A 19,611-nucleotide genomic window follows, 5' to 3' on the forward strand; every position below is an offset into this window, starting at 1 on the left:
CGCACATATTCCGAAACCGAACAAACCGCAGCACACCAACCCTTGACCGGACCCCACCCCTTCAGGGATGACTCTGCATCTACCAGGCGGGCTACTCGCACTTCTTCGGGGTGAGCGCAGAGTCAACGCAACCCGGACCACGTTAGCCTGATGTGCGTGACTTCCCGGTTCGAGAGCAGCGTTTACGCCCACCGCCTGGCCGCCGCGGCCGCCGCCACCGCCGATGCCGGTCTGGCCGGCATGGTGATCACCCCGGGCTACGACCTGCGTTACCTGACCGGGTCGCGCGCCCAGACCTTCGAGCGCCTCACCGCGTTGGTGCTGCCGGCATCCGGGCCGCCCACAATGGTGGTGCCGCGGCTGGAGTTGGCGGCGCTGCGTGAATCCGCGGTGGCCGAGCTGGGTATCGCAGTGCTCGACTGGGTCGACGGCCAGGATCCCTACCGTCTGGTGGGCGAGGCGCTGGGCGCGTCGCCGACGGCAGCGGCGGTCACCGATTCGATGCCGGCCTTGCATCTGCTGCCGCTTGTCGACGTGCTCGGCACGACGCCGGTGCTGGCCACCGAGGTGCTGCGCGAGCTGCGAATGATCAAGGACCCCAGTGAGATCGACGCACTGCGGAAGGCGGGCGCGGCGATCGACCGGGTGCACGCCCGGGTGCCGGAGTTTCTGGTGCCGGGCCGCACCGAGGCCGACGTCGCCGCCGATATCGCCGACGCGATCGTCGCCGAAGGGCATTCGGGGGTGGCGTTCATCATCGTGGGTTCGGGACCGCACGGTGCCGACCCGCACCACGAGTGCTCGGACCGCGAGCTACGGCCCGGCGACGTCGTCGTGGTGGACATCGGCGGCCCGGTCGAACCGGGATATCATTCCGATTCCACCCGCACCTACAGCCTGGGCGAGCCGGACGCCCAAGTGGCGCAGCGGTATTCGGTGCTGCAGCGAGCGCAGCGCGCGGCGGTCGAGAGCATCCGTCCCGGGGTGTCCGCCCAGCAGGTCGACGCGGCGGCACGCGATGTGCTGGCCGAGGCGGGTCTGGCGGAGTACTTCGTGCACCGCACCGGCCACGGCATCGGCTTGTCGGTGCATGAGGAGCCCTACATCGTCGCCGGCAACGACGTCGCACTGGCCGCCGGGATGGCGTTCTCGGTCGAGCCGGGCATCTACTTCCCCGGCGAGTGGGGTGCCCGGATCGAAGACGTCGTGATCGTCACCGACGACGGTGCCGAGTCACTGAACAACCGGCCGCACGACCTGGTCGTGGTCTAGCGGCTACCGCGGTCGAGCAGATCAGCCGAACCCAGCACTCGCTCCACCTGCACCTCGATCACCACGCGCTGCGGATTGACCCGCGGCGTCCGGTAGCGCTGGGCGTAGCGCAGCTCGGCATCGCGTACGGCGGCGGCCGCGTCGTTGACCGTGGCGCTGCCCTCCAGTGAGAGCCAGCGCGCCCCGTCGACCTGGCTGAGCACCGCCACGCCGGCGCGTTCGGCGTTGACCGCCTTCTGCGAGCCGCCGGTGGTGATCACCCGCGCGATGTGGGTTTTCGGGTCGAAGGTGAAACCGACCGCGACCACATGCGGCGAGTTGTCGGCGCGCAGGGTGGTCAGCATCGCCAGGTGACGTTCAGTGAGAAACGCCAGCGCGTCGCTGGTGAGCCGGGTCGTCGCGTTCGCCATCACCGTTCACGCTAGCGCAGGCGATAATCGCAGCCGTGAACGACACGGTGGACGACCCGGTGGTGATTTTCGGCGGGCGCAGTGAGATCGGCGTGGAACTGGCGTGCCGGCTGGCGTTTGGCGCAACGGTTTTGCTGGCCGCCCGGGGCGCCGACCGGCTCGACGCGGAGATCGCCGCGGTGCGCGACGCGGGCGCCGTGGCGGTGCACGCCATGGAGTTCGACGCCGACGACCTGGCCGCCCACGGTCCCCTGGTCGCGGACCTGATCGCCGAGCACGGCCCGATCGGCGCCGCCGTGCTGGCTTTCGGGATCCTGGGTGACCAGACCCGGGCGGAGTCCGATGCCGCGCACGCGCTGGCGGTGGTCCACACCGACTACGTCGCCCAGGTCAGCCTGCTCACCCACCTGGCCGCGGCGATGCGCGAGGCCGGGCGGGGCCGCATCGTGGTGTTCTCCTCGATCGCCGGGGTGCGGGTGCGCCGGGCCAACTACGTCTACGGTTCGGCCAAGGCCGGTCTGGACGGGTTCGCCAACGGGTTGGCCGACGCCTTGCACGGCACCGGCGTGCGGCTGTTGATTGTTCGTCCCGGGTTCGTCGTCGGGCGGATGACCGCCGGCATGAAGCCGGCTCCGCCTGCCAGCACCCCCGCCCAGGTTGCCGCCGCGACCGCCCGCGCGCTCGCCCGGGGGCGACGCACCGTCGCGGTGCCGTGGATGCTGCGGCCGGTGTTCAGCGTCATGCGAGTGGTGCCACAGGCGATCTGGCGCCGAATGCCGCGCTGACCGGGCAAAAGATCGCAATCCGATTCTTGCAACGTTGCAGCAGACTAACACCCAGATAAGAAGACCCGAAGAATTTGACGCGGCGGTCTGGCCTTTGCCCGCCTAACAGAACTATGGTGTAAAACCATGGACGATCGTGACAAAGACCCGTCGGTGGTGTTGCCGTATCTGATCGGTCGGCCGCTGCCCGCGACCGAGGTCTATGAGGCCTTCGGGTACCGCAAGTCCGCCTACTACAAGGCGGCACACGAGGGCCGGTTGATCACCGCCGACAATCTGCTCCGGGTTGCCCAGCACTTCGGCTTGAACGCCCTTGATCTGCTGGTGCGCTACGGACTGATCTCGGAAGACGCGGTGGCGGCCTATGTCGATTCGGCACAGCAGACGCCCGCGCTGCCCAAGATCGCCAACCTGCACCCCATCCCGAGCCGGCCCCCGCTGTAGCCGGGGTAGCTGCACCTTCACGTTCATCAAGCGTCCCGGCGCTGCGGCTCCGGGCGAGTAGATTCGCGACCGTGACCCCCACCTTTGCCGAGATCGCCAAGTCCGATTACCTGCTGCTGACCACCTTCACCAAAGACGGCCGTCCCAAGCCCACTCCGGTGTGGGCGGCCGCCGAGGGGGAGCGGTTGCTGGTGATCACCCAGGAGTCGTCCTGGAAGGTCAAGCGGATCCGCAACACCCCGCGCGTCACCCTCGCGGTCTGCGATGTGCGGGGCCGGCCCAAAGGCGAGGCGATCGAGGCGGTGGCCGCCGTGTTGGACAAGGCCGACAACGGCGCGGTCTACGCCGCGATCGGCAAGCGGTACGGGATCATCGGCCGGGTGTTCAACGTGTTCAGCAAGCTGCGCGGCGGCATGCGCAACAACGTCGGGCTGGCACTGACCGCCGCCGAATGAGCGCCACGACTCCGTCACATATAGTGGACTTCAATCATTAAAATTAGCATTGTTGGACTGACCCACCGACAAACGAGGAGTTCCCGTGGCCGCCTTCACCTCCGACCAGATCCTCGGCGACATCGTCACCGCCGACCCGTCGACGACCCGCATCCTGAGCAAGTTCGGGATCGACTTCTGCTGCCACGGCCAACGGACGCTCACTGACGCGTGCGCCGCCGACGGCGTCGACGCCGCCGAGCTGCTCGCCGCCCTCAACAGTTCCGGTACGACTGCTCAGCGCGCCGACTGGGCCGACTTCGACGACACCTCGCTGATCGCCCACATCGTCAGCACCCACCACCGGTTCCTGTGGGAGGAGTTCCCGCGGTTGGCGGAGCTGGTCGACAAGGTGGCGCGGGTGCACGGCCCCAACCACGGCGAGCTGGTCCGGGTCCGGGAGCTGTTCCATCAGCTGCGCGCCGGTATGGAGCCGCACCTGCGCACCGAGGAGACCATGCTGTTCCCCGAGATCAGCCTGCGTGCCGGCCGGCCGGACCGTCCACTGTCCGACGAGGTGCGCAATGAGCTGGCCGAGAATCAGCAGGAGCACGACAACGCCGGCCATCTGCTCGCCGAACTGCGGGAGCTCACCGACGGCTACACCATTCCGGCGGACGCCTGCGCCAGCTACACCGCGATGCTGGCCGGCTTGGCGGACCTGGAGAGCGACATCCACCTGCATGTGCACAAGGAGAACAACGTGCTGTTCCCGCGGGTGCTTGCCGAAGCCGGCAGCCCGGCCTGAGCTCAGCCGGCGTGCAGGTGTTCGCCGAAGAACGCGAACACCCGCGCCCAGGCATCGGCGGTCGCGGCGTCGTTGTAGCCGAAGCCGGCGACGCGGAGCAGCGGCTGGGCCGGCAGCTTGTTGGCGAAGCTGTGCCCGGCTTTTGGATAGACCTTGATGTCGTGCGGGATGTTTTGGTGCTCGACGACCCGGCGTAACCGGTTGGGGGCGCCGATGCCCATCGGGTCCCGGCGGCCGAAGCTGGCCACGATCGGGCAGGCGCCGTCGAGCGTCTCGCTCAAATGCCGGGGCAGCGGGGTGCCGTAGAACGGGGCGGAGGCTCCGAAGCCCTTGGGCGATAACACCAAGGCGAACTGTCCGCCCATACAGAAGCCGGCGATCCCGACCTTGCCGGAGCACTCCGGCATGCCCAGCAGGTGATCGCGGGCGGCCATGATGTCGTCGAGGGCGCGGCCGCGCTGGGTCAGCAGCTCGCGGAAAACTCGGGTGATGCAGCGCGCCCGCCCGCCGCGCGAGTACAGGTTCGGCGACACCGCGAGGAAACCCGCCTCGGCGACGTGTTCGGAGATCGCCTGCATGTCCGCGGCGTAGCCGATCGCATCGTGAATCACCACTACTCCCGGCCACGGCCCGGGCCCGTCCGGAATGTCCAGCAACGCGTCGATGGGTCCCTCGGGCGTGGCGAGTTCGATGGTCGTCATCGCATCAACGTATTCCCCGGCGCGCCGCGAGGGAACCTCCTCGGCGGCCCGGACGTTGGGGAGGCATGGCGAGCGCTGTGGTGCGGATATTCCTGGTCTATGTCCTGGCCGAATCGGCCGCGGTGGCCGCACTGATCTGGGCGATCGGCTTCGGCTGGACGGCGCTGCTGCTGCTGGGTGCGTTCGTGGCCGGACTGGCGCTGTCGGCAGCCCAGGTCAGACGCCAGATCGGGCGGCTGCGTACGGGGGCCGGGCAGCGCGTGCTCGCCGACGGCGGGCTGATCGCGGCGGGTACCGCACTGGTGCTGGTCCCCGGCCCGCTGACCACGCTGGCGGGCCTGCTGCTGCTGGCGCCCCCGACCCGCACCGCGGCCCGCCCCGTGCTGGCCGCGGCGGCCGCCGCCGGGCTCGGCCGGCACACGCCGCTGGTCGCCGCCACCGTCGCCGGCCGGCGCTGGTATGCCACTCGGCGCACCCCCGACCAGCGCACCGACTACATCGACGCCGAAGTCGTCGATGTCACCGACGTCCGGCGCAGCCAACCGCCCACCCTGTCGGTCGGCTGATCCGGCGTCACCGCCACCCCGTACTTTTTAGGCCGTGACAGTCGTGCCCGGGGCCCCCACCGTGCTGCTGGTCGGCGGCCGCATCCACAGCCCTTCTCATCCCGACGCCACCGCGATGGCCGTCCGCGACGGGGTGGTCGCCTGGCTGGGCAGCGACGCCGTCGGCCGCGAACAGTTCCCGTCGGCCGACGTGCTCGACCTCGACGGGGCTTTGGTGACACCGGCTTTCGTCGACAGCCACGTCCACGTCACCGAGACGGGCCTGTGCCGCACCGGTTTGGATCTGCGGCCGGCCACCTCCCAGCGACACTGCCTGCAGCTGGTCGCCGACTACGCCGCCGCCCATCCCGGTCAACCGATCTGGGGTCACGGCTGGGACGAATCCGGCTGGCCCGACGGTGCGGCCCCGGCCACCGCGGCGCTCGACGCCGTGGTGGGGGACCGGCCGGCCTACCTGTCCCGGGTCGACGTGCACTCGGCGCTGGCCTCGAGCGGGCTGCGCACGCGCGTGCCGGACCTCCCGGGGCGACCCGACGCTGCGGCGCCGCTGTCCGGGGCGGCCCACCATCTGATTCGTTCGGCGGCCCGCGACCTGCTCACCACCGCCCAGCGGGCGGCCGCCCGCACCGCCGCGCTGGACGCCGCGGCCGCGGCCGGCATCGTCGCGGTCCACGAGTGCGCCGGCCCCGACATCGGCGGCCTGGACGACTGGCGGGAGCTGCGGGCGCTGGACCACGGTGTCGAGGTGGTCGGTTACTGGGGCGAGGCGGTCACCAGCGCCGCCCGGGCGCGTGACCTACTTGCCGAGACCGGCGCCCGGGGTCTCGGCGGCGATCTGTTCGTCGATGGTGCCCTGGGCTCGCACACGGCCTGGCTGCACGAGCCCTACGCCGACGCCGCGGACTGCACCGGTGTGCGCCACCTGGACCCCGACACCGTCGGCGCCCACCTGTGGGCCTGCACCGAGGCCGGCGTGACCGCCGGTTTCCACATCATCGGCGACGCCGCGGTGACCGCGGTGGTCGCGGCCCTGGAACGGGTGGTGGAGCACTTCGGGGTGGCGGCGGTGGCCCGCTGCGGGCACCGGCTCGAGCACCTGGAGATGGTCAGCGCCGAGCAGGCCGCCAAGCTCGGCTCCTGGGGCGTGATCGCCAGCATGCAACCGGTTTTCGACGCGCTCTGGGGCGGCGTCGACGGCATGTACGCCCAGCGGTTGGGTGCGCAGCGCGCCGCAGGGCTGAACCCGTTCGCGCTGTTAGCATCCCAAGGCGTGCCCCTCGCGTTCGGTTCCGACAGCCCGGTGACCACTCTCGATCCGTGGGCCACGGTGCGTGCCGCAGCACACCACCGCACCCCCGGCAGCGCGGTGTCGATGCGGGCGGCGTTTGCCGCAGCCACCCGCGGCGGCTGGCGGGCTGCCGGCATCAACGACGGCGTCAGCGGAACCCTGGTGCCCGGCGCGCCCGCGTCCTACGCGGTCTGGGAGGCCGCCCGGCTGGCCGTGGAGGCGCCCCGCGACTCCGTTCAGCGCTGGTCGACCGATCCGCGCTCCCGGGTGCCCGCGCTACCGGTGCTGGAACCCGGTGACGCGCCGAAATGCCGGCGCACCGTGCACCGTGGTGTGGTCCTGCATGGCTGACACCGCAGAGGATCCGGAGACACTCCACGGCCCCGTCGCGCCGAACCGGTTGGAGCGGCTGGGGGTGGCGGCGGCCGACCGCTGGGCCCAGCTGGCGGCAACGGTGGTCGCCGGCATGCTGCTGCGCGCCAGCTTCCCGCCGCTGAACTGGTGGTGGGCCACAATCCTGGCCTTCGCGCTGCTGAGCTGGGTGCTCATTCGCCGCGAGACCACCGTCGCCGGCGGTTTCGGCTACGGCCTGCTGTGCGGTCTGGCCTTCTATCTGCCGCTGCTGCCCTGGGTCGGGGGCCTGGTCGGCGCCCTGCCCTGGCTGGTGTTGACCCTGATGTGCGCGCTGTTTCCCGCCGTGTTCGGTTCGGCCGCCGTCGTGGTGCGCCGACTGCCGGGCTGGCCGATCTGGTTCGCCCTGGTATGGGCGGCGCAGGAGTGGGCGAAGTCGGTAATCCCGTTCGGCGGATTCCCGTGGGGCGCCGTGGGTTACGGTCAGACATCCGGTCCGTTGCTACCGCTGGTAGCACTCGGCGGGGTTCCGCTGCTCTCGACGGCCGTGGTGTTGACCGGCTGCGCCGGGACCGCGCTGACCGTGGAGATCCTGCGGTGGCTGCGCGAGGAGCCGCCGGCCCGCGACGCCGACCGTCCGCCGGCGGTGCTGCTGCCCGGCCTGTGCATCTGCCTGGTGTTGCTGGCCGCGATCGTGGTGTGGCCCGGTGTGCGCCGCTCCGGTGTGGGAGCCGGTGACGACCCGGCGATCACCGTGGCGGCGGTGCAGGGCAACGTGCCGCGCCTGGGACTGGACTTCAATGCCCAGCGCCGCGAGGTGCTGGACTATCACGTCCGCGAAACCCTGCGGCTGGCCGACGACGTCGAGGCCGGCCGGGCCCCACGCCCGCTGTTCTTGATCTGGCCGGAGAACGCCTCCGATATCGATCCGATGGCCAACGCCGATGCCGCCCAACAGATCACCCTGGCCGCCCAGGCGATCGACGCCCCGATCCTGGTGGGCACCGTGCGGGCGGCGCCCGGTTGGACCCGGGACAATCCGGTGGCGACGAACTCGGTGCTGGTGTGGGATCCGCGCACCGGGCCGGGGGAGAGCCACGACAAGCGGATCGTCCAGCCGTTCGGCGAGTACCTGCCGTGGCGCGGGTTCTTCCGTCACCTGTCGGGCTACGCCGACCGCGCGGGATATTTCGTGCCGGGTCGTGGCGACGGAGTGGTGCACGTCGCCGGCGTTCCGGTCGGGGTGGCGACCTGCTGGGAGGTGATCTTCGATCGCGCGCCGCGCCAGTCGGTACTGGCCGGCGCCCAGCTGCTGGCGGTGCCGTCCAACAACGCCACCTTCGACGAGACGATGAGCGAGCAGCAGTTGGCGTTCGCCAAGGTCCGTGCGGTCGAACACGATCGCTATGTCGTCGTCGCCGGAACCACCGGCATCAGCGCCCTCATCGCCCCCGACGGTCGCGAGCTGGCCCGCACCGGCTTCTTCGAGGCCGATTACCTCGACGGCCACCTGCGGCTCAAGACCTCGCTGACCGCGGCGACCCGGTGGGCGCCGATCGTGCAATGGGTGCTGGTCGGCGCGGCCGTTGCGGGGCTACTGGCGGCCATACTGCAAAATGGTCGGTTCAAGCGTCGTTTCGTCGGCGCAGACGTGAAGGGGAGGAACGGCGCCGATGAGTGAGCGTCCCAGCCTGCATACGCTGGTGGTGATACCCACCTACAACGAGCTGGAGAACCTGCCGCTCATCCTCGGCCGGCTGCAACAGGCCCGTCCGGACGTCCACGTCCTCGTCGTCGACGACGGCAGCCCCGACGGCACCGGGCGGCTGGCCGACGAGCTGGCCGCCGCCGACCCCGAACGCCTCCACGTGATGCACCGGACCGCCAAGGCCGGGCTGGGCGCGGCCTACCTGGCGGGTTTCGCCTGGGGGCTGGCCCGCCATTACGAGGTGGTGGTCGAGATGGACGCCGACGGCAGCCACGCACCCGAACAGCTGTACCGGCTGCTGGACGCCATCGACGCGGGCGCCGACGTGGCGATCGGTTCGCGCTACGTCGACGGCGGGGCGGTACGCAACTGGCCGGTGCGCCGCCTGGTGCTGTCCAAGACCGCCAACACCTACGCGCGGCTGCTGCTCGGGGTCGGGATCCACGACATCACCGCCGGCTACCGCGCCTACCGGCGCAGCGTGCTGGAGAAGATCGGCCTCGACGCGGTGGACTCCAAGGGGTACTGCTTCCAAGTCGACCTGACCTGGCGCGCGGTCAACAACGGCTTCGTCGTCACCGAGGCGCCGATCACGTTCACCGAGCGCGAACTGGGCGTCTCAAAAATGAGCGGCTCCAACATCCGCGAAGCGATGGTCAAAGTCGCGCGCTGGGGCATCGGCGGCCGGGTCAACCGGCTCCGCGGCGGGCGCGCCTGACTCGGCTGCGACGACCCGCCGCGAGTCGGGGTCAGCCCCGGCGCTTCGTCTTGATCAGGTCCAGCCGCTCTTTGAGCAGCTCTTCGAGGTCCTCGATCGAACGGCGCTCCAGCAGCATGTCCCAGTGGGTGCGCGGCGGCTTGACCTTCTTCGGCTCGGGCAGATCTCCTTCGAGCAGGGTGCCTTCCAAGCCGTTGCGGCACATCCAGGTGCCGGGGATCTCCGCGTCGTCGGCGAACGGAACCTCGAACTCCTCGCCGTTCTCGGTGCGGTACCGCGCCATGCGGCGTGGTGCCAGGTCGTGGTTGCGGTCGGTCTCGTAGCTCACGGCTCCCAGCCGACTGCCTCGCAGAACACGGTCAGCCATCGACCCACACTCCTTAACCTGTTTGTCAGAAATACGTCTCGCGGTTGTCAACGCAAACGGGCCCTGTGCAGTTCCCGACGCACGCGGCGCAACCTCTAATGATACCGGGAACCCTGCCGGACCCCGACTAAGGTGGTTCGACGTGCCACGCAGTCCTCGCTCGCAACCGTGTCGATGGTGCGGCCGCGACGTGGGTGACGCCGGTATCGGGCGGCGCCGACAGTATTGCCGGCAATCCTGCCGGCAGCGGGCCTACGAGCAGCGTGCCCTGATCAGCAGCGGTAAGACGTCCGCGCTGGCGCCCGACGCCGTGGTGCTCTCCGCCCAGGAGGCCGCCGCCTTGTCCGACCGGGTGTATCAGGTGCGCTGCGCGGCCGAGGACATCGCGACCGCCCTGGCCGAGGACGCTCCCCGCGAGGACCTGCGGCAACTGTGTGACACGCTGCTGCAGGCCGTCGAATCCGCCGACCGTTGGCGCTGAGAGTCAGCTGGCGCAGCTGAACAGCTTGCCGGCGTCGGCGGGCGGCGGCACAGGGTGCAGGCAACCGAAGACGCCGATGTCCTCGGGACTGAACCGCACCGCCGAGCGGTGGGCGTAGTTCACGCAGAACAGCCCGGCTCGGTCCGCCCGGCAGCGGTAGTCGCCGAACGCCAGCGTCGATCCGTCGGGCAACTCGATGCCCTCACCGTGCACAAACCGGCCCGGATCACCGTGTGCGGAGCCGACCCGCAACGTGTTGCCGCCGTAGTCGATCCAGCCGCCCTTCCACTGCCCGTAGACGTCTTCAGGCTGCGGCGGCGGATTTACCAGGTCCACCACACAGGCCAGTGCGCCATCGGCGGAGCCGGAATCGGTCATGCAGTTGGTGGCGCGGTGCGACGCGGCCGGCACCGTGAAGGCGACCTCGTCGATGAGGTCGGTGCTGACCCCGTCGCGGGTCGCGCTGTGGTAGCCCGCGGGATCGGCGGGTCGGCCGGCCTCGATCCAGGCGATCACCTCGGCGATCGGGGCGCCCGTCGCCGGCGGCGCCGAAGGCTTCGACGACGAGCTCGGTGCGGCGGGGGCCGACGACGACGGCACGCTCGTTGCCGTGCTTTTACCGGTCGGGCTGGGCTCCGGCTCGCCGACGGTCGCGCGGGAACATCCGGCGATCAGCAACAACACGGCGATGAGCCCGGTGAGACGCATGCCGTTAGGCTAACCGGCTGTGTCTCAGCGGCGGTCCAGCCTCACCTCTCCTTCGTCGAGGTTCGCTAACCGCCGGCCGGTTCGCTACCGTTCGGCTCATGCATAACCACCCTGTGCAGGCCAGCATCGCCAGCGGCGTCGTGGAGGGTTTCGCCGGTGACGGGGTGCGCAGATGGCGCTCGATCCCGTATGCCCGCCCGCCGGTCGGCCCGCTGCGGTTCCGGGCGCCCCAGCCGGCGCAGCCGTGGTCAGGGGTGCGGCACTGCCACGGGTTCACCAACTGTGCACCGCAGGAGCGGATGTACACCATCCTCAGCCCGGGCCGCTTCCAGCCGACCAGCGAGGACTGCCTGACCCTGAATGTGGTGGCGCCGGAAGAGGCCGGCACGGGACCGCTGCCCGTCATGGTGTTCATCCACGGCGGCGGCTACATCCTGGGCAGTTCGGCGACCCCGATCTACGACGGGGCGGCGCTGGCCCGCCGCGGCTGCGTGTACGTCTCGGTCAACTACCGGCTGGGCGCGCTGGGGTGCCTGGACCTGTCGTCGCTGTCGACCTCCGAGATCACCATCGACAGCAACCTGTACCTGCGTGATCTGGTGCTGGCCTTGCGCTGGGTGCGCGAGAACATCGGGGCCTTCGGCGGCGACCCGGACAACGTCACGATCTTCGGGGAAAGCGCCGGCGCGCACATCGTCGCCACTTTGCTGGGGGTGCCGCAAGCCGAAGGTCTGTTCGCCCGCGCGATCGCCGAAAGCCCCGCCGCGGGCATGGTGCGCGGTCCCGAGGTGGCAGCGGAGTTCGCCCGCCGGTTCGCCGCGCTGCTCGGGGTGCGCGCCTCCGACGCCGCGCACACCCTGCTGCGGGTGTCGCCGGCCGAATTGCTGGCGGCCCAGGATCGACTGCTCACCGAGGGCACCCGCGACATGCTGGGCGCGTTCCCGATCGGCCCGGTTTTCGGCGACGACCTGTTGCCGCTGGATCCGGTCGAGGCGATGCGGCGAGGTTCGGCCCATCGGGTGCCGCTCATCGTCGGCAGCAACGCCGAGGAGGGTCGCTTGTTCACCCGGTTCCTGAAGATGCTGCCGACGACCGAGCCGATGGTCGAGGCCGTGCTGGCCAACACCGAGGCGGGGGTGCGTGATCGCATCATCGCCGCCTACCCGGAGTATCCGCAGCGGTCGGCCTGCATCCAGCTCGGCGGCGATTTCGCCTTCAACGCCGCCGTCTGGGAGATCGCCGAGGCACACGAGGTGCATGCGCCTACCTACGTATACCGCTACGACTTCGCTCCGCGGGTGCTGCGCTGGTCGGGGTTGGGCGCCACCCATGCCACCGAACTCTTCGCCGTGTTCGACGTTTACCGCAGCGGCGGATTGGGCCGGTTGTTGACCGCCGGCGCGGATCGCCGGGCGGCACTGCGGGTCAGCGGTCAGGTGCAGCGCCGCTGGCGGGCCTTCAGCCGCGACGGCGTGCCGGGCGACGACTGGCCGGTCTACACCCGAGACAACCGCGCGGTGATGGTGTTCGACCGAAAGACCCGGGTGGAATACGACCCGGCGCCCGAGCGCCGGATGGCCTGGGAAGGCTTCACCCTGGCGCACTAGCCGCTACCGCGAGCTCAGGCGCGGATCACCCGGGTACCGCCGGCCAGCTCGTCGTGCTTGCCCTGCTTGGTCGGGCTGCCGCTGATCGTCAGTGCGATCACGACGTAGGCGATGAAGGCCAGCAGCGGACCCAGGTAGGGGATTACGGCCAGCACGGTGAACGAGTTGCGGACGGCCGACTGCCCCAGGGTCGGCTTCGACACCCCGTCGGGCCCACGCACTGCCAGACCGAGCAATCGCTTGGCCGGAGTGGCCCCCTGGGTGACCTCGAACAACACGAAATAGCCGTAGGTCAGCACCCCGGAGAACACGCCGGTCACCAGGAACGGATAGTCGTCGCCGAACACGAACAGCGCCAGGACGAACGCCACGATGCTGACCAGCACACCGTCGAGCCACCGGGCCCAGAAGCGCCGGCCCAGCCCGCCGGGCTTCTGTCCCGCTGCCGGCGGCTGACCCCAACCCTGCTGCGCCCAACCCGGTGGCGGCGGATAGCCGCCGGGCGGGCCGTAACCGGATCCGTAACCCGGGCCGTAGCCGGGGACATTCGGGTCGAAACCGCCGGAAGTCATCAGATCCGCTCCTGATCATCGGGTGTTCGCCAATGTACCGTGGCGGTCGCGGACGGAAGCGGATTCTGCGCACGGCGAAATGGTGGCCACTGGAGGACCATGTACCCGATCGCGGTGGGGCTCATCGTGGCGGTGCACCTGGCGTTCATCGGCTACGTCGTCGCCGGCGGCTTCCTGGCGCTGCGGTGGCCTGGCACTCTCTGGCTGCATGTTCCGGCGGCGGTGTGGGCGGGGCTGATCCTCACCGCCCACCAAGACTGCCCGCTGACTTGGCTCGAACGCCGAGCACGTGCGGCCGCCGGGATGGCCCCGCTGCCACCGGATGGTTTCATCGCCCATTACCTGACCGGCGTGCTCTATCCGGCCGGCTCGACACCGGCCGTCGAGGTCGTGGTGGGCGCGGTCGTGATCGGAACTTGGGCGCTGTGCGCCCGGGAAGCGCTGCGGCGCCGGCGATACGGTGGTGGTCATGCGGGCGCTGATCATCGTCGACGTACAGAACGACTTCTGTGACGGCGGCGCACTGCCGGTGACCGGCGCCGTCGCGGTCGCGGTCGACATCACCCGCTATCTGCGCAGCGCGGCCGCCGGGGACCGCTACGGCCACGTGGTGGCCACCCAGGATTGGCACATCGATCCCGGCGACCACTTCTCACCGCATCCGAACTACGTGACGTCCTGGCCGCCGCACTGCCGCGCCGGAACCGCCGGCGCAGAATTCCATCCCGCCCTGTGCACCGATCGGATCGACGCGGTCTTCCGAAAGGGCGAATACGACGCCGGCTACAGCGGTTTCGACGGCGTCGACGACCACGACACCGCGCTGGGCGACTGGCTGCACCGGCGCCACGTGGACGGTGTCGACGTGGTCGGCGTTGCCACCGACTACTGTGTGCGCCACACCGCCGAAGACGCGATTCGCGCGGGGTTTTCCACCACGGTGCTGGCGCGCTTGACCGCGGGGGTGGCCGCCGATTCGACGGCCGCCGCGGTGGCGGCGATGCGCAGCGCCGGTGTCGCTGTTGTGGAGGCAGCCTGATGACGGACTCGACGCCGCGAGACCTGCTGGCCACGGTCGAGCAGTCGCCGGCCGCGGCGGCTGCCCACGACCGGACCGGCTGGGTGGGCCTGTTCAGCGCCGACGGCCGGGTGGAGGACCCGGTGGGCTCGCGCCCACACGTCGGCGCCGAGCAGATCGGCCGCTTCTACGACACGTTCATCGGGCCGCGCGACATCACCTTCCACCGCGACCTGGACATCGTGCACGGCACGACGGTCATCCGCGACCTGCAGCTCGAGGTCGCGATGGGGCCGACGGTGGTCATGCACATTCCGGCGATCCTGCGCTACGACCTGACCGAAGACGACCTGACCGAAGACCTCGCCGAGGCTGCCGGCCGATGGAGGCTGCGGCGGTTGCGCGCGTACTGGGAGCTCCCGACGATGATGGGCCAGTTCCTCGGCAACGGCGTGGCGGCGCTGCCCGCCGGAGCTCAGCTGTCGCGCTCACTGCTGGGCAACCAGCGCCTCGGCGGCACCGCCGGATTCGCCGCCGGATTTCTCCGGCCGGCCGGGCGGGGCAAGAGGCCGGTGCGCGCGTTCGTCACCGCTCTGACCTCCGGCGAGCTGTCCACCGTCACAGCGGCGCTATCACCCGGTGCGACAATGACTTTCGGCGACGACACCGCCATGGATCTCGCCGAACTCGCCGCCCGGCTGGACGGCGCCCGGCCGACGAAGCTGCTGGCGGCCGGCAGCACCGTCGCGGTCTCGATCACCTCAGCGCAGCAACGCGCGGTGCTCTTCGCCGACGTGGACCTGCGCGGCCGGGCGATCACGACGATCCGGTACTTCGCAGAAGACTGAGCCGGCGGGCAGTCGAGGATAAGCTCGACGACGTGCCAAGCTTCCGAATTGCCGAAGTCGCCGAGCTGCTCGGAGTCAGCGACGACACCGTCCGGCGCTGGATCGACTCCGGGCGCCTCTCGGTGACGACGGGAAGCGGGCCGCGGATGGTCGACGGGGCCGAGCTGGCACGGTTCGCCCAGGAGCGCGCCTCCGTCGAACCGATGTCGCGCAACCCGGTAGTGGGCCAATCCGCCCGCAACCGCCTGGTCGGGCTGGTTACCAAGGTGACTCGGGACACGGTGATGGCCCAGGTGGATGTGCAAGCCGGACCGTTTCGGCTGGTGTCGCTGGTCAGCCGGGAGGCCGCCGACGAACTGCAGCTGCAGCCCGGCAGCCTGGTCGTCGCCTCGGTCAAGGCCACCAATGTCGTGCTGGAACTGCCGCGCCGCGCGGGTTCGGCCGGCCACACCGACCCGGCGGCGGAATTCGGCTGAGTCAGGCCAGCAGGCCCGCCAGCGAGGCCGTGGCCAGCAGTAGGTAGGCGGCCGGAAAACCGATGTTGTACAACACTCTGGCCCGCAGATGCGTCACCACGGCCCCGACGAAGAAGGCGACCAGCCCGGCCGCCGCGGCCACGCCGATCAGTGGGGCGCCCGCCAGTCCGATGATCAGCCCGGCGCCCCCGGCCAGCTTCAGCCCGCCCAACAGCGGCAGCCAGGACCTCGGCACCCCGACCTGCGCCGAGTTGGCCAGCACGAACTGCGCCGGAATGAAATCGGCGATGGCGATGGCGATGGTGACGACCGCGGTGACGGTGATGACCGCGAGGTAAACGGTCGATACGCTCATGATGTTGCTCTTCCTTTCGTCGGCGGATGTGGCTATCTGTGTCAATGACGACTCCCGGGCGGGAAAGGTGACCCATGAGCAACGTGGACTATCTGGCGGAGCAGTTCGAAGGCCACCGGAGCCGGCTGCATTCGGTGGCGTTTCACCTGCTCGGCTCGGCCGCAGACGCCGACGATGCCGTTCAGTCGGCCTGGCTCAAAGCCAGCCGCGCCGACTTCACCGCGGTCCACAACCTGGCGGGCTGGCTCACCACGATCACCGCACGCACCGCCGTCGACCAGCTGCGCGCGCGTGCCCGGCGCGGCGAGCAGCCCCTGCCTGAAACCCTCGACCATGGGCCGGCCGCGCTCGCCGCCGAGGAGGAGGTACTGCGCTCCGAGGCGGTCAGCCGCGCACTGCTGGTGGTGCTGGATCGGTTGTCGCCGGCTCAGCGAGCGGCCTTCGTACTGCACGACGTGTTCGACGTGCCCTTCGAGCAGATCGGTGAGCTGCTCGACAGGTCCCCGGATGCGGCCAAGAAGCTGGCCAGCCGGGCACGGGAACGGCTGCACGCCGAGCCGGCCCCCGAACCGCGTCGCCGTGCCGAGCACCACCAGATCGTGACGGCGTTCCTGGCGGCCTCCCGCGGCGGCGACATCCCCGCGCTGCTCGAGCTGTTGGCGCCCGACGTAATGCGGCGGGTCGATCCGGTGCTGGTACCGGCCGGGGTGCCCACCGAGCTGCGCGGCGCCGCCGATGTCGCGACCGAGACCCAGCGCTTCACCGCCCGCACTCGCGCCGGTGCGGTGCTGCTGGTCGACGGCGCACCCGGCATCGCGATCGCCCCCGGCGGCCGGCTGCTGGCCGTGTTGCGCATCGGTATCGGCAACGGGCGCATTCACACCATCGACATCACCGGCGAGCCGGATCGCCTGCGGCTCATGAGGCTGCAACTACCGGGAACCGGTCGGCCATGAGTGCGCGTGACGGCCGCTCACCGGTGCTCAATTCTGCTTTGATGGGTCACGCGAACCGATTCGGCAGTTGAGGGGGAGACCCATGCCCGACGAAGCGAAGGAACCGGACGAGAAGCCGGTCGCGGTGACGGCGCACGGCATCTCGATGACCGGGCCGTGGGGGCGGGTCTTCGGGCCACTCGACCTGGACATCGCGGACGGCGGGGTCACTGTGCTGGTCGGCCCGCCCGGCTCGGGACGCACCGCGCTGCTGATGAATCTGGCCGGGCGGATGAAACCGTCGACGGGGACGATCACGGTCCTCGGGCACCACAAAGCCCGCGACATCTTCGGCGTCTGTGCGCTGGCCGGCATCGAGCAACTCGACGCGATCTTCGAATCGGTGACCGTCCGGGACCTGATCACCGAACAGCTCCGCTGGGACGCACCGTGGTACCGGCTGGTGCGCCGCGCCGGGGACGCCGAGCGCGACGCCGTCTGCCGGCCGGTCTTCGGTGACCTGCCGGTGCCGCAACTGCACGAGTACGTCGAGCAGCTCGACGAACTGACCGGACTGCTGCTGCGCATCGCGCTGGCCAATACCGCGCGGCCGCCGTTGTTGGTGGTCGGCAGCATCGATCAGGTCACCAGCGACCACGACCGGGCGGCCCTGATCGGCCGGCTGGTCGCGCTGGGCGAGCAGCAGACCGTGGTCACCGCGTCGGCCAATGAGGTACCCGAGGGCTCGGGGGTCGCAGCGCAGATCCACGTCGCGCATCTGGGGCCGGCCGAGTTAGCGCACAGCAGCCACGGCCGTCACGAGAAGGGGGACGACTAGATCATGCTCGCCGGAATGTCGTTGGGAACCGACCTCAAACGCTACTCCCGCGGCACGATGCCGCGGGTGGCCCTGATCACCATCATCGTGCTGCCGCTGCTGTACGGCGCCATGTACCTGTGGGCGTTCTGGAACCCGTTCGCCGCCATCGACAAGATCCCGGTCGCTCTGGTCAACGAAGACACCGGCGCCACCGTCTCGGCAACCCAGTTGCACGCCGGCGATGAGGTCACTCGCGCGCTGGTCGACTCCGGCCAGCTCGATCTGCATCAGGTATCGGAAAGCGAAGCCGCCAAAGGGGTTTCCGACGGCACCTATTATTTCTCGATCACGCTGCCGGCCGACTTCAGCTCGGCGGTGGTGTCGCCCGCGGGTCCGCATCCGCAAAAGGCGCAGATCCAGTTCCGATTCAATGACGCCAATAACTACCTGGCCTCCATCATGGGGCAGAACGCCGCCCGCGAGGTTCTCAACGAAGTCAGCGCCAAGGTCGGTCAGCAGGTGATCGGCACCGCACTGACCCAGGTGACCGACGAGGTCAAGAAGGCGGCCGACGGCGCCAACCAGCTCTCCGACGGCTCGAAGACGCTGGCCGACAATCTGGTAACGGCCCGCGACGGCTCCGCCGCGCTTGCCGGCGGCAGCCGCCGGCTGGCGGCCGGCGTTCATCAGGCCACCGACCCGCTGCTGAAGCTCACCGACGACCTCGGCGCCATGGGTTTTGACCCGAATGCCGCCGGCGCCGCCGCTACGGCGTTGAGCGGCAACATCAAAGCGGTCTCCGACCGGATCGGGGCGCTCAACGTCAACTACCAGCAGGCCGCCGGAATCGTCAACCAGGTGGTGGATGCCTTGCACGCCAACCCCGACCCGGCGGTACGCGGTCTCGGCGACACCCTGGCCGGTGCCCAGCGTCTGCTGGCCATCAAGGGAATCGATCCGGCCACCGATGAGGGCCTGGCCCAGCTGCGCGCCAACACTCAACGGCTGGAGAATGATCTGGCCGACCCCAACAGCGGGCTGCGCACGCTCATGACCCACGCGCTGGACGGCGGGCTCAAGAACGATCTGGTCGCGCTACGCAACGGTGCCACCGAGCTGGACGCCGGCGCCCACAAACTCAGCGACGGCCTGGTCCAGCTGACCGACGGCAGCAATCAACTCAAAGACGGTGCCGCACAACTGGCGTCGGGGCTGGGCGAGGCGGATCAGCGCGCCTCGACGATCACCGACCAGCAGCGCGTCGAGGTGGCGTCGATCCTGGCCAGCCCGGTCGGAGTGGACATGGGCTTCACCCATCACGCCGCCACCTTCGGCACCGGCTTCGCCCCGTTCTTCCTACCGTTGGCCTTGTTCATCGGCTCCCTGATCGTGTGGATGTTGCTGACGCCGTTGCAGACTCGCGCCATCGTCAACGGACTCGGTGCGTTGCGGGTGGTGCTGGCCTCCTACTGGCCGGCGTTGCTGCTGGGGATCTGCCAGGTGGTGCTGATGTATGCGGTGGTGCATTTCGGGGTCGGGTTGCAGGCGCGCTACGCCGCGGGCATGGTCGCGTTCCTCGCGTTGATCGCCGCGTCGTTCCTGGCGATGATCCAGGCGTTCAATGCGGTGCTCGGCGTCGCGGTCGGCCGGGTGGTCACCCTGGCCTTCCTGATGTTCCAGCTGGTGTCATCCGGCGGGGTCTACCCGGTGGAGACGACCGCGAAGCCCTTTCAGATCCTGCACCCCTATGACCCGATGACCTACGCCGTCAACGGGTTACGTCAGCTGACCGTCGGCGGCATCGACACCAGGCTGTGGATGTCGGTGGGCGTGCTGGCCGGGATCCTCGTGGTGTCACTGGCCGCCAGTAGCTGGGCCGCCCGCCGGGACCGCCAATACACCCTCGAACGCCTCTACCCGCCGATCGAAGTGTGACAGG

At 69.9% G+C, this 19,611-nt stretch carries 24 protein-coding genes; 18 read left to right on the plus strand and 6 right to left on the minus strand.

Annotation, left to right across the window (positions count from 1 at the left end):
* Positions 1 to 150: 150 nt before the first annotated feature.
* Positions 151 to 1,272: a M24 family metallopeptidase gene (locus tag A5648_RS05830; protein ID WP_065023634.1), complete on the plus strand. Its 1,122-nt coding sequence runs from the start codon at positions 151 to 153 to the stop codon at positions 1,270 to 1,272.
* On the opposite strand, the gene A5648_RS05835 is transcribed toward A5648_RS05830, so the two are convergent.
* Positions 1,269 to 1,682, minus strand: a complete 414-nt coding sequence (locus tag A5648_RS05835) for a F420-dependent biliverdin reductase (protein WP_065023635.1) — start codon at positions 1,680 to 1,682, stop codon at positions 1,269 to 1,271. The two genes, A5648_RS05830 and A5648_RS05835, sit on opposite strands and share 4 nt — an antisense overlap.
* 35 nt (positions 1,683 to 1,717) lie before the next feature.
* Here A5648_RS05835 and A5648_RS05840 point away from each other — a divergent pair, with 35 nt between their 5' ends.
* The 4 genes from A5648_RS05840 (at position 1,718) to ric (ending at position 4,153) form a co-directional block, all read left to right on the plus strand.
* Positions 1,718 to 2,467, plus strand: a complete 750-nt coding sequence (locus A5648_RS05840) for an SDR family NAD(P)-dependent oxidoreductase (protein WP_065023636.1) — start codon at positions 1,718 to 1,720, stop codon at positions 2,465 to 2,467.
* A 126-nt stretch (positions 2,468 to 2,593) separates the two neighbouring features.
* Positions 2,594 to 2,911, plus strand: a complete 318-nt coding sequence (locus A5648_RS05845; protein ID WP_065023637.1) for a hypothetical protein — start codon at positions 2,594 to 2,596, stop codon at positions 2,909 to 2,911.
* 71 nt (positions 2,912 to 2,982) lie between these two features.
* Positions 2,983 to 3,366, plus strand: coding sequence for a PPOX class F420-dependent oxidoreductase (locus A5648_RS05850; protein WP_065023638.1), 384 nt, complete (start codon positions 2,983 to 2,985; stop codon positions 3,364 to 3,366).
* Between the two features lie 85 nt (positions 3,367 to 3,451).
* Positions 3,452 to 4,153 carry an iron-sulfur cluster repair di-iron protein gene (ric, locus tag A5648_RS05855; RefSeq protein ID WP_065023639.1) on the plus strand — a complete coding sequence of 234 codons (702 nt, stop codon included), beginning with the start codon at positions 3,452 to 3,454 and terminating at the stop codon, positions 4,151 to 4,153.
* 2 nt (positions 4,154 to 4,155) lie between these two features.
* Here ric and A5648_RS05860 read toward each other — a convergent pair whose 3' ends face one another.
* Entirely contained in the window at positions 4,156 to 4,854 is a 699-nt protein-coding gene (locus A5648_RS05860) for a dienelactone hydrolase family protein (protein WP_065023640.1), read from the minus strand.
* 65 nt (positions 4,855 to 4,919) lie between these two features.
* Between A5648_RS05860 and A5648_RS05865 the strand changes: the two genes are divergently transcribed.
* The 4 genes from A5648_RS05865 to A5648_RS05880 all read left to right on the plus strand — a co-directional run bounded on the left by A5648_RS05865 (position 4,920) and on the right by A5648_RS05880 (position 9,485).
* Positions 4,920 to 5,420, plus strand: a complete 501-nt coding sequence (locus A5648_RS05865) for an FxsA family protein (protein ID WP_065023641.1) — start codon at positions 4,920 to 4,922, stop codon at positions 5,418 to 5,420.
* A gap of 115 nt (positions 5,421 to 5,535) precedes the next feature.
* Positions 5,536 to 7,059 carry an amidohydrolase gene (locus A5648_RS05870; RefSeq protein ID WP_065023667.1) on the plus strand — a complete coding sequence of 508 codons (1,524 nt, stop codon included), beginning with the start codon at positions 5,536 to 5,538 and terminating at the stop codon, positions 7,057 to 7,059.
* Positions 7,052 to 8,740, plus strand: coding sequence for an apolipoprotein N-acyltransferase (lnt, locus tag A5648_RS05875; protein WP_065023642.1), 1,689 nt, complete (start codon positions 7,052 to 7,054; stop codon positions 8,738 to 8,740). Before A5648_RS05870 ends, lnt begins: the two co-directional genes overlap by 8 nt.
* A complete protein-coding gene (locus tag A5648_RS05880) occupies positions 8,733 to 9,485 on the plus strand; it encodes a polyprenol monophosphomannose synthase (RefSeq protein WP_065023643.1) in 753 nt (250 codons plus the stop codon). The genes lnt and A5648_RS05880 overlap by 8 nt, the downstream gene beginning before the upstream one ends.
* Positions 9,486 to 9,516: 31 nt before the next feature.
* Here the strand turns inward: A5648_RS05880 and A5648_RS05885 are convergent, their stop codons facing one another.
* Positions 9,517 to 9,852 (minus strand): RNA polymerase-binding protein RbpA, encoded by a 336-nt coding sequence (locus A5648_RS05885; RefSeq protein ID WP_064855661.1) that lies wholly within the window; start codon positions 9,850 to 9,852, stop codon positions 9,517 to 9,519.
* A gap of 142 nt (positions 9,853 to 9,994) precedes the next feature.
* Here A5648_RS05885 and A5648_RS05890 point away from each other — a divergent pair, with 142 nt between their 5' ends.
* The gene (locus A5648_RS05890) at positions 9,995 to 10,333 is read left to right on the plus strand and encodes a hypothetical protein (protein WP_065023644.1); all 339 of its coding nucleotides are present in this window, start codon (positions 9,995 to 9,997) and stop codon (positions 10,331 to 10,333) included.
* Positions 10,334 to 10,336: 3 nt separating this feature from the next.
* On the opposite strand, the gene A5648_RS05895 is transcribed toward A5648_RS05890, so the two are convergent.
* Positions 10,337 to 11,041, minus strand: a complete 705-nt coding sequence (locus A5648_RS05895; RefSeq protein ID WP_065023645.1) for a hypothetical protein — start codon at positions 11,039 to 11,041, stop codon at positions 10,337 to 10,339.
* A 98-nt stretch (positions 11,042 to 11,139) separates the two neighbouring features.
* Between A5648_RS05895 and A5648_RS05900 the strand changes: the two genes are divergently transcribed.
* Positions 11,140 to 12,648 carry a carboxylesterase/lipase family protein gene (locus A5648_RS05900; RefSeq protein ID WP_065023646.1) on the plus strand — a complete coding sequence of 503 codons (1,509 nt, stop codon included), beginning with the start codon at positions 11,140 to 11,142 and terminating at the stop codon, positions 12,646 to 12,648.
* Between the two features lie 14 nt (positions 12,649 to 12,662).
* Here A5648_RS05900 and A5648_RS05905 read toward each other — a convergent pair whose 3' ends face one another.
* The gene (locus tag A5648_RS05905) at positions 12,663 to 13,220 is read right to left on the minus strand and encodes an RDD family protein (RefSeq protein ID WP_065023647.1); all 558 of its coding nucleotides are present in this window, start codon (positions 13,218 to 13,220) and stop codon (positions 12,663 to 12,665) included.
* Positions 13,221 to 13,319: 99 nt separating this feature from the next.
* Here A5648_RS05905 and A5648_RS05910 point away from each other — a divergent pair, with 99 nt between their 5' ends.
* The 4 genes from A5648_RS05910 to A5648_RS05925 are packed head-to-tail and all read left to right on the plus strand — an operon-like array spanning position 13,320 to position 15,562.
* Positions 13,320 to 13,733, plus strand: a complete 414-nt coding sequence (locus A5648_RS05910) for a DUF2784 domain-containing protein (RefSeq protein ID WP_065023669.1) — start codon at positions 13,320 to 13,322, stop codon at positions 13,731 to 13,733.
* Complete coding sequence (locus A5648_RS05915; RefSeq protein ID WP_065023668.1) at positions 13,690 to 14,259, plus strand: isochorismatase family protein; 570 nt, start codon at positions 13,690 to 13,692, stop codon at positions 14,257 to 14,259. The genes A5648_RS05910 and A5648_RS05915 overlap by 44 nt, the downstream gene beginning before the upstream one ends.
* Positions 14,259 to 15,086 (plus strand): nuclear transport factor 2 family protein, encoded by an 828-nt coding sequence (locus tag A5648_RS05920; RefSeq protein WP_065023648.1) that lies wholly within the window; start codon positions 14,259 to 14,261, stop codon positions 15,084 to 15,086. The genes A5648_RS05915 and A5648_RS05920 overlap by 1 nt, the downstream gene beginning before the upstream one ends.
* A 32-nt stretch (positions 15,087 to 15,118) precedes the next feature.
* Positions 15,119 to 15,562: a TOBE domain-containing protein gene (locus A5648_RS05925; protein WP_065023649.1), complete on the plus strand. Its 444-nt coding sequence runs from the start codon at positions 15,119 to 15,121 to the stop codon at positions 15,560 to 15,562.
* A gap of 1 nt (position 15,563) precedes the next feature.
* Here the strand turns inward: A5648_RS05925 and A5648_RS05930 are convergent, their stop codons facing one another.
* Positions 15,564 to 15,917 carry a DoxX family protein gene (locus A5648_RS05930; protein ID WP_065023650.1) on the minus strand — a complete coding sequence of 118 codons (354 nt, stop codon included), beginning with the start codon at positions 15,915 to 15,917 and terminating at the stop codon, positions 15,564 to 15,566.
* A gap of 74 nt (positions 15,918 to 15,991) precedes the next feature.
* Between A5648_RS05930 and A5648_RS05935 the strand changes: the two genes are divergently transcribed.
* The 3 genes from A5648_RS05935 to A5648_RS05945 all read left to right on the plus strand — a co-directional run bounded on the left by A5648_RS05935 (position 15,992) and on the right by A5648_RS05945 (position 19,607).
* The gene (locus A5648_RS05935; RefSeq protein ID WP_065023651.1) at positions 15,992 to 16,873 is read left to right on the plus strand and encodes a sigma-70 family RNA polymerase sigma factor; all 882 of its coding nucleotides are present in this window, start codon (positions 15,992 to 15,994) and stop codon (positions 16,871 to 16,873) included.
* An 82-nt stretch (positions 16,874 to 16,955) separates the two neighbouring features.
* Complete coding sequence (locus A5648_RS05940; RefSeq protein WP_065023652.1) at positions 16,956 to 17,690, plus strand: ATP-binding cassette domain-containing protein; 735 nt, start codon at positions 16,956 to 16,958, stop codon at positions 17,688 to 17,690.
* Between the two features lie 3 nt (positions 17,691 to 17,693).
* Entirely contained in the window at positions 17,694 to 19,607 is a 1,914-nt protein-coding gene (locus A5648_RS05945) for a YhgE/Pip domain-containing protein (RefSeq protein ID WP_065023653.1), read from the plus strand.
* Positions 19,608 to 19,611: the final 4 nt, after the last annotated feature.

Source organism: Mycolicibacter sinensis, assembly GCF_001673565.1.
Classification (GTDB): Bacteria; Actinomycetota; Actinomycetes; order Mycobacteriales; family Mycobacteriaceae; genus Mycobacterium; species Mycobacterium sinense_C.

Excerpts from the sequence above, each read along its gene's own strand:
- A5648_RS05830 (WP_065023634.1), top strand. The coding sequence starts at position 151 with ATGTGCGTGACTTCCCGGTTCGAGAGCAGCGTTTACGCCCACCGCCTG.
- A5648_RS05835 (WP_065023635.1), bottom strand. The coding sequence starts at position 1,682 with ATGGCGAACGCGACGACCCGGCTCACCAGCGACGCGCTGGCGTTTCTC.
- A5648_RS05845 (WP_065023637.1), top strand. The coding sequence starts at position 2,594 with ATGGACGATCGTGACAAAGACCCGTCGGTGGTGTTGCCGTATCTGATC.
- A5648_RS05860 (WP_065023640.1), bottom strand. The coding sequence starts at position 4,854 with ATGACGACCATCGAACTCGCCACGCCCGAGGGACCCATCGACGCGTTG.
- A5648_RS05865 (WP_065023641.1), top strand. The coding sequence starts at position 4,920 with ATGGCGAGCGCTGTGGTGCGGATATTCCTGGTCTATGTCCTGGCCGAA.
- A5648_RS05870 (WP_065023667.1), top strand. The coding sequence starts at position 5,536 with ATGGCCGTCCGCGACGGGGTGGTCGCCTGGCTGGGCAGCGACGCCGTC.
- lnt (WP_065023642.1), top strand. The coding sequence starts at position 7,052 with ATGGCTGACACCGCAGAGGATCCGGAGACACTCCACGGCCCCGTCGCG.
- A5648_RS05880 (WP_065023643.1), top strand. The coding sequence starts at position 8,733 with ATGAGTGAGCGTCCCAGCCTGCATACGCTGGTGGTGATACCCACCTAC.
- A5648_RS05885 (WP_064855661.1), bottom strand. The coding sequence starts at position 9,852 with ATGGCTGACCGTGTTCTGCGAGGCAGTCGGCTGGGAGCCGTGAGCTAC.
- A5648_RS05895 (WP_065023645.1), bottom strand. The coding sequence starts at position 11,041 with ATGCGTCTCACCGGGCTCATCGCCGTGTTGTTGCTGATCGCCGGATGT.
- A5648_RS05900 (WP_065023646.1), top strand. The coding sequence starts at position 11,140 with ATGCATAACCACCCTGTGCAGGCCAGCATCGCCAGCGGCGTCGTGGAG.
- A5648_RS05905 (WP_065023647.1), bottom strand. The coding sequence starts at position 13,220 with ATGACTTCCGGCGGTTTCGACCCGAATGTCCCCGGCTACGGCCCGGGT.
- A5648_RS05910 (WP_065023669.1), top strand. The coding sequence starts at position 13,320 with ATGTACCCGATCGCGGTGGGGCTCATCGTGGCGGTGCACCTGGCGTTC.
- A5648_RS05915 (WP_065023668.1), top strand. The coding sequence starts at position 13,690 with ATGCGGGCGCTGATCATCGTCGACGTACAGAACGACTTCTGTGACGGC.
- A5648_RS05920 (WP_065023648.1), top strand. The coding sequence starts at position 14,259 with ATGACGGACTCGACGCCGCGAGACCTGCTGGCCACGGTCGAGCAGTCG.
- A5648_RS05930 (WP_065023650.1), bottom strand. The coding sequence starts at position 15,917 with ATGAGCGTATCGACCGTTTACCTCGCGGTCATCACCGTCACCGCGGTC.
- A5648_RS05935 (WP_065023651.1), top strand. The coding sequence starts at position 15,992 with ATGAGCAACGTGGACTATCTGGCGGAGCAGTTCGAAGGCCACCGGAGC.
- A5648_RS05940 (WP_065023652.1), top strand. The coding sequence starts at position 16,956 with ATGCCCGACGAAGCGAAGGAACCGGACGAGAAGCCGGTCGCGGTGACG.
- A5648_RS05945 (WP_065023653.1), top strand. The coding sequence starts at position 17,694 with ATGCTCGCCGGAATGTCGTTGGGAACCGACCTCAAACGCTACTCCCGC.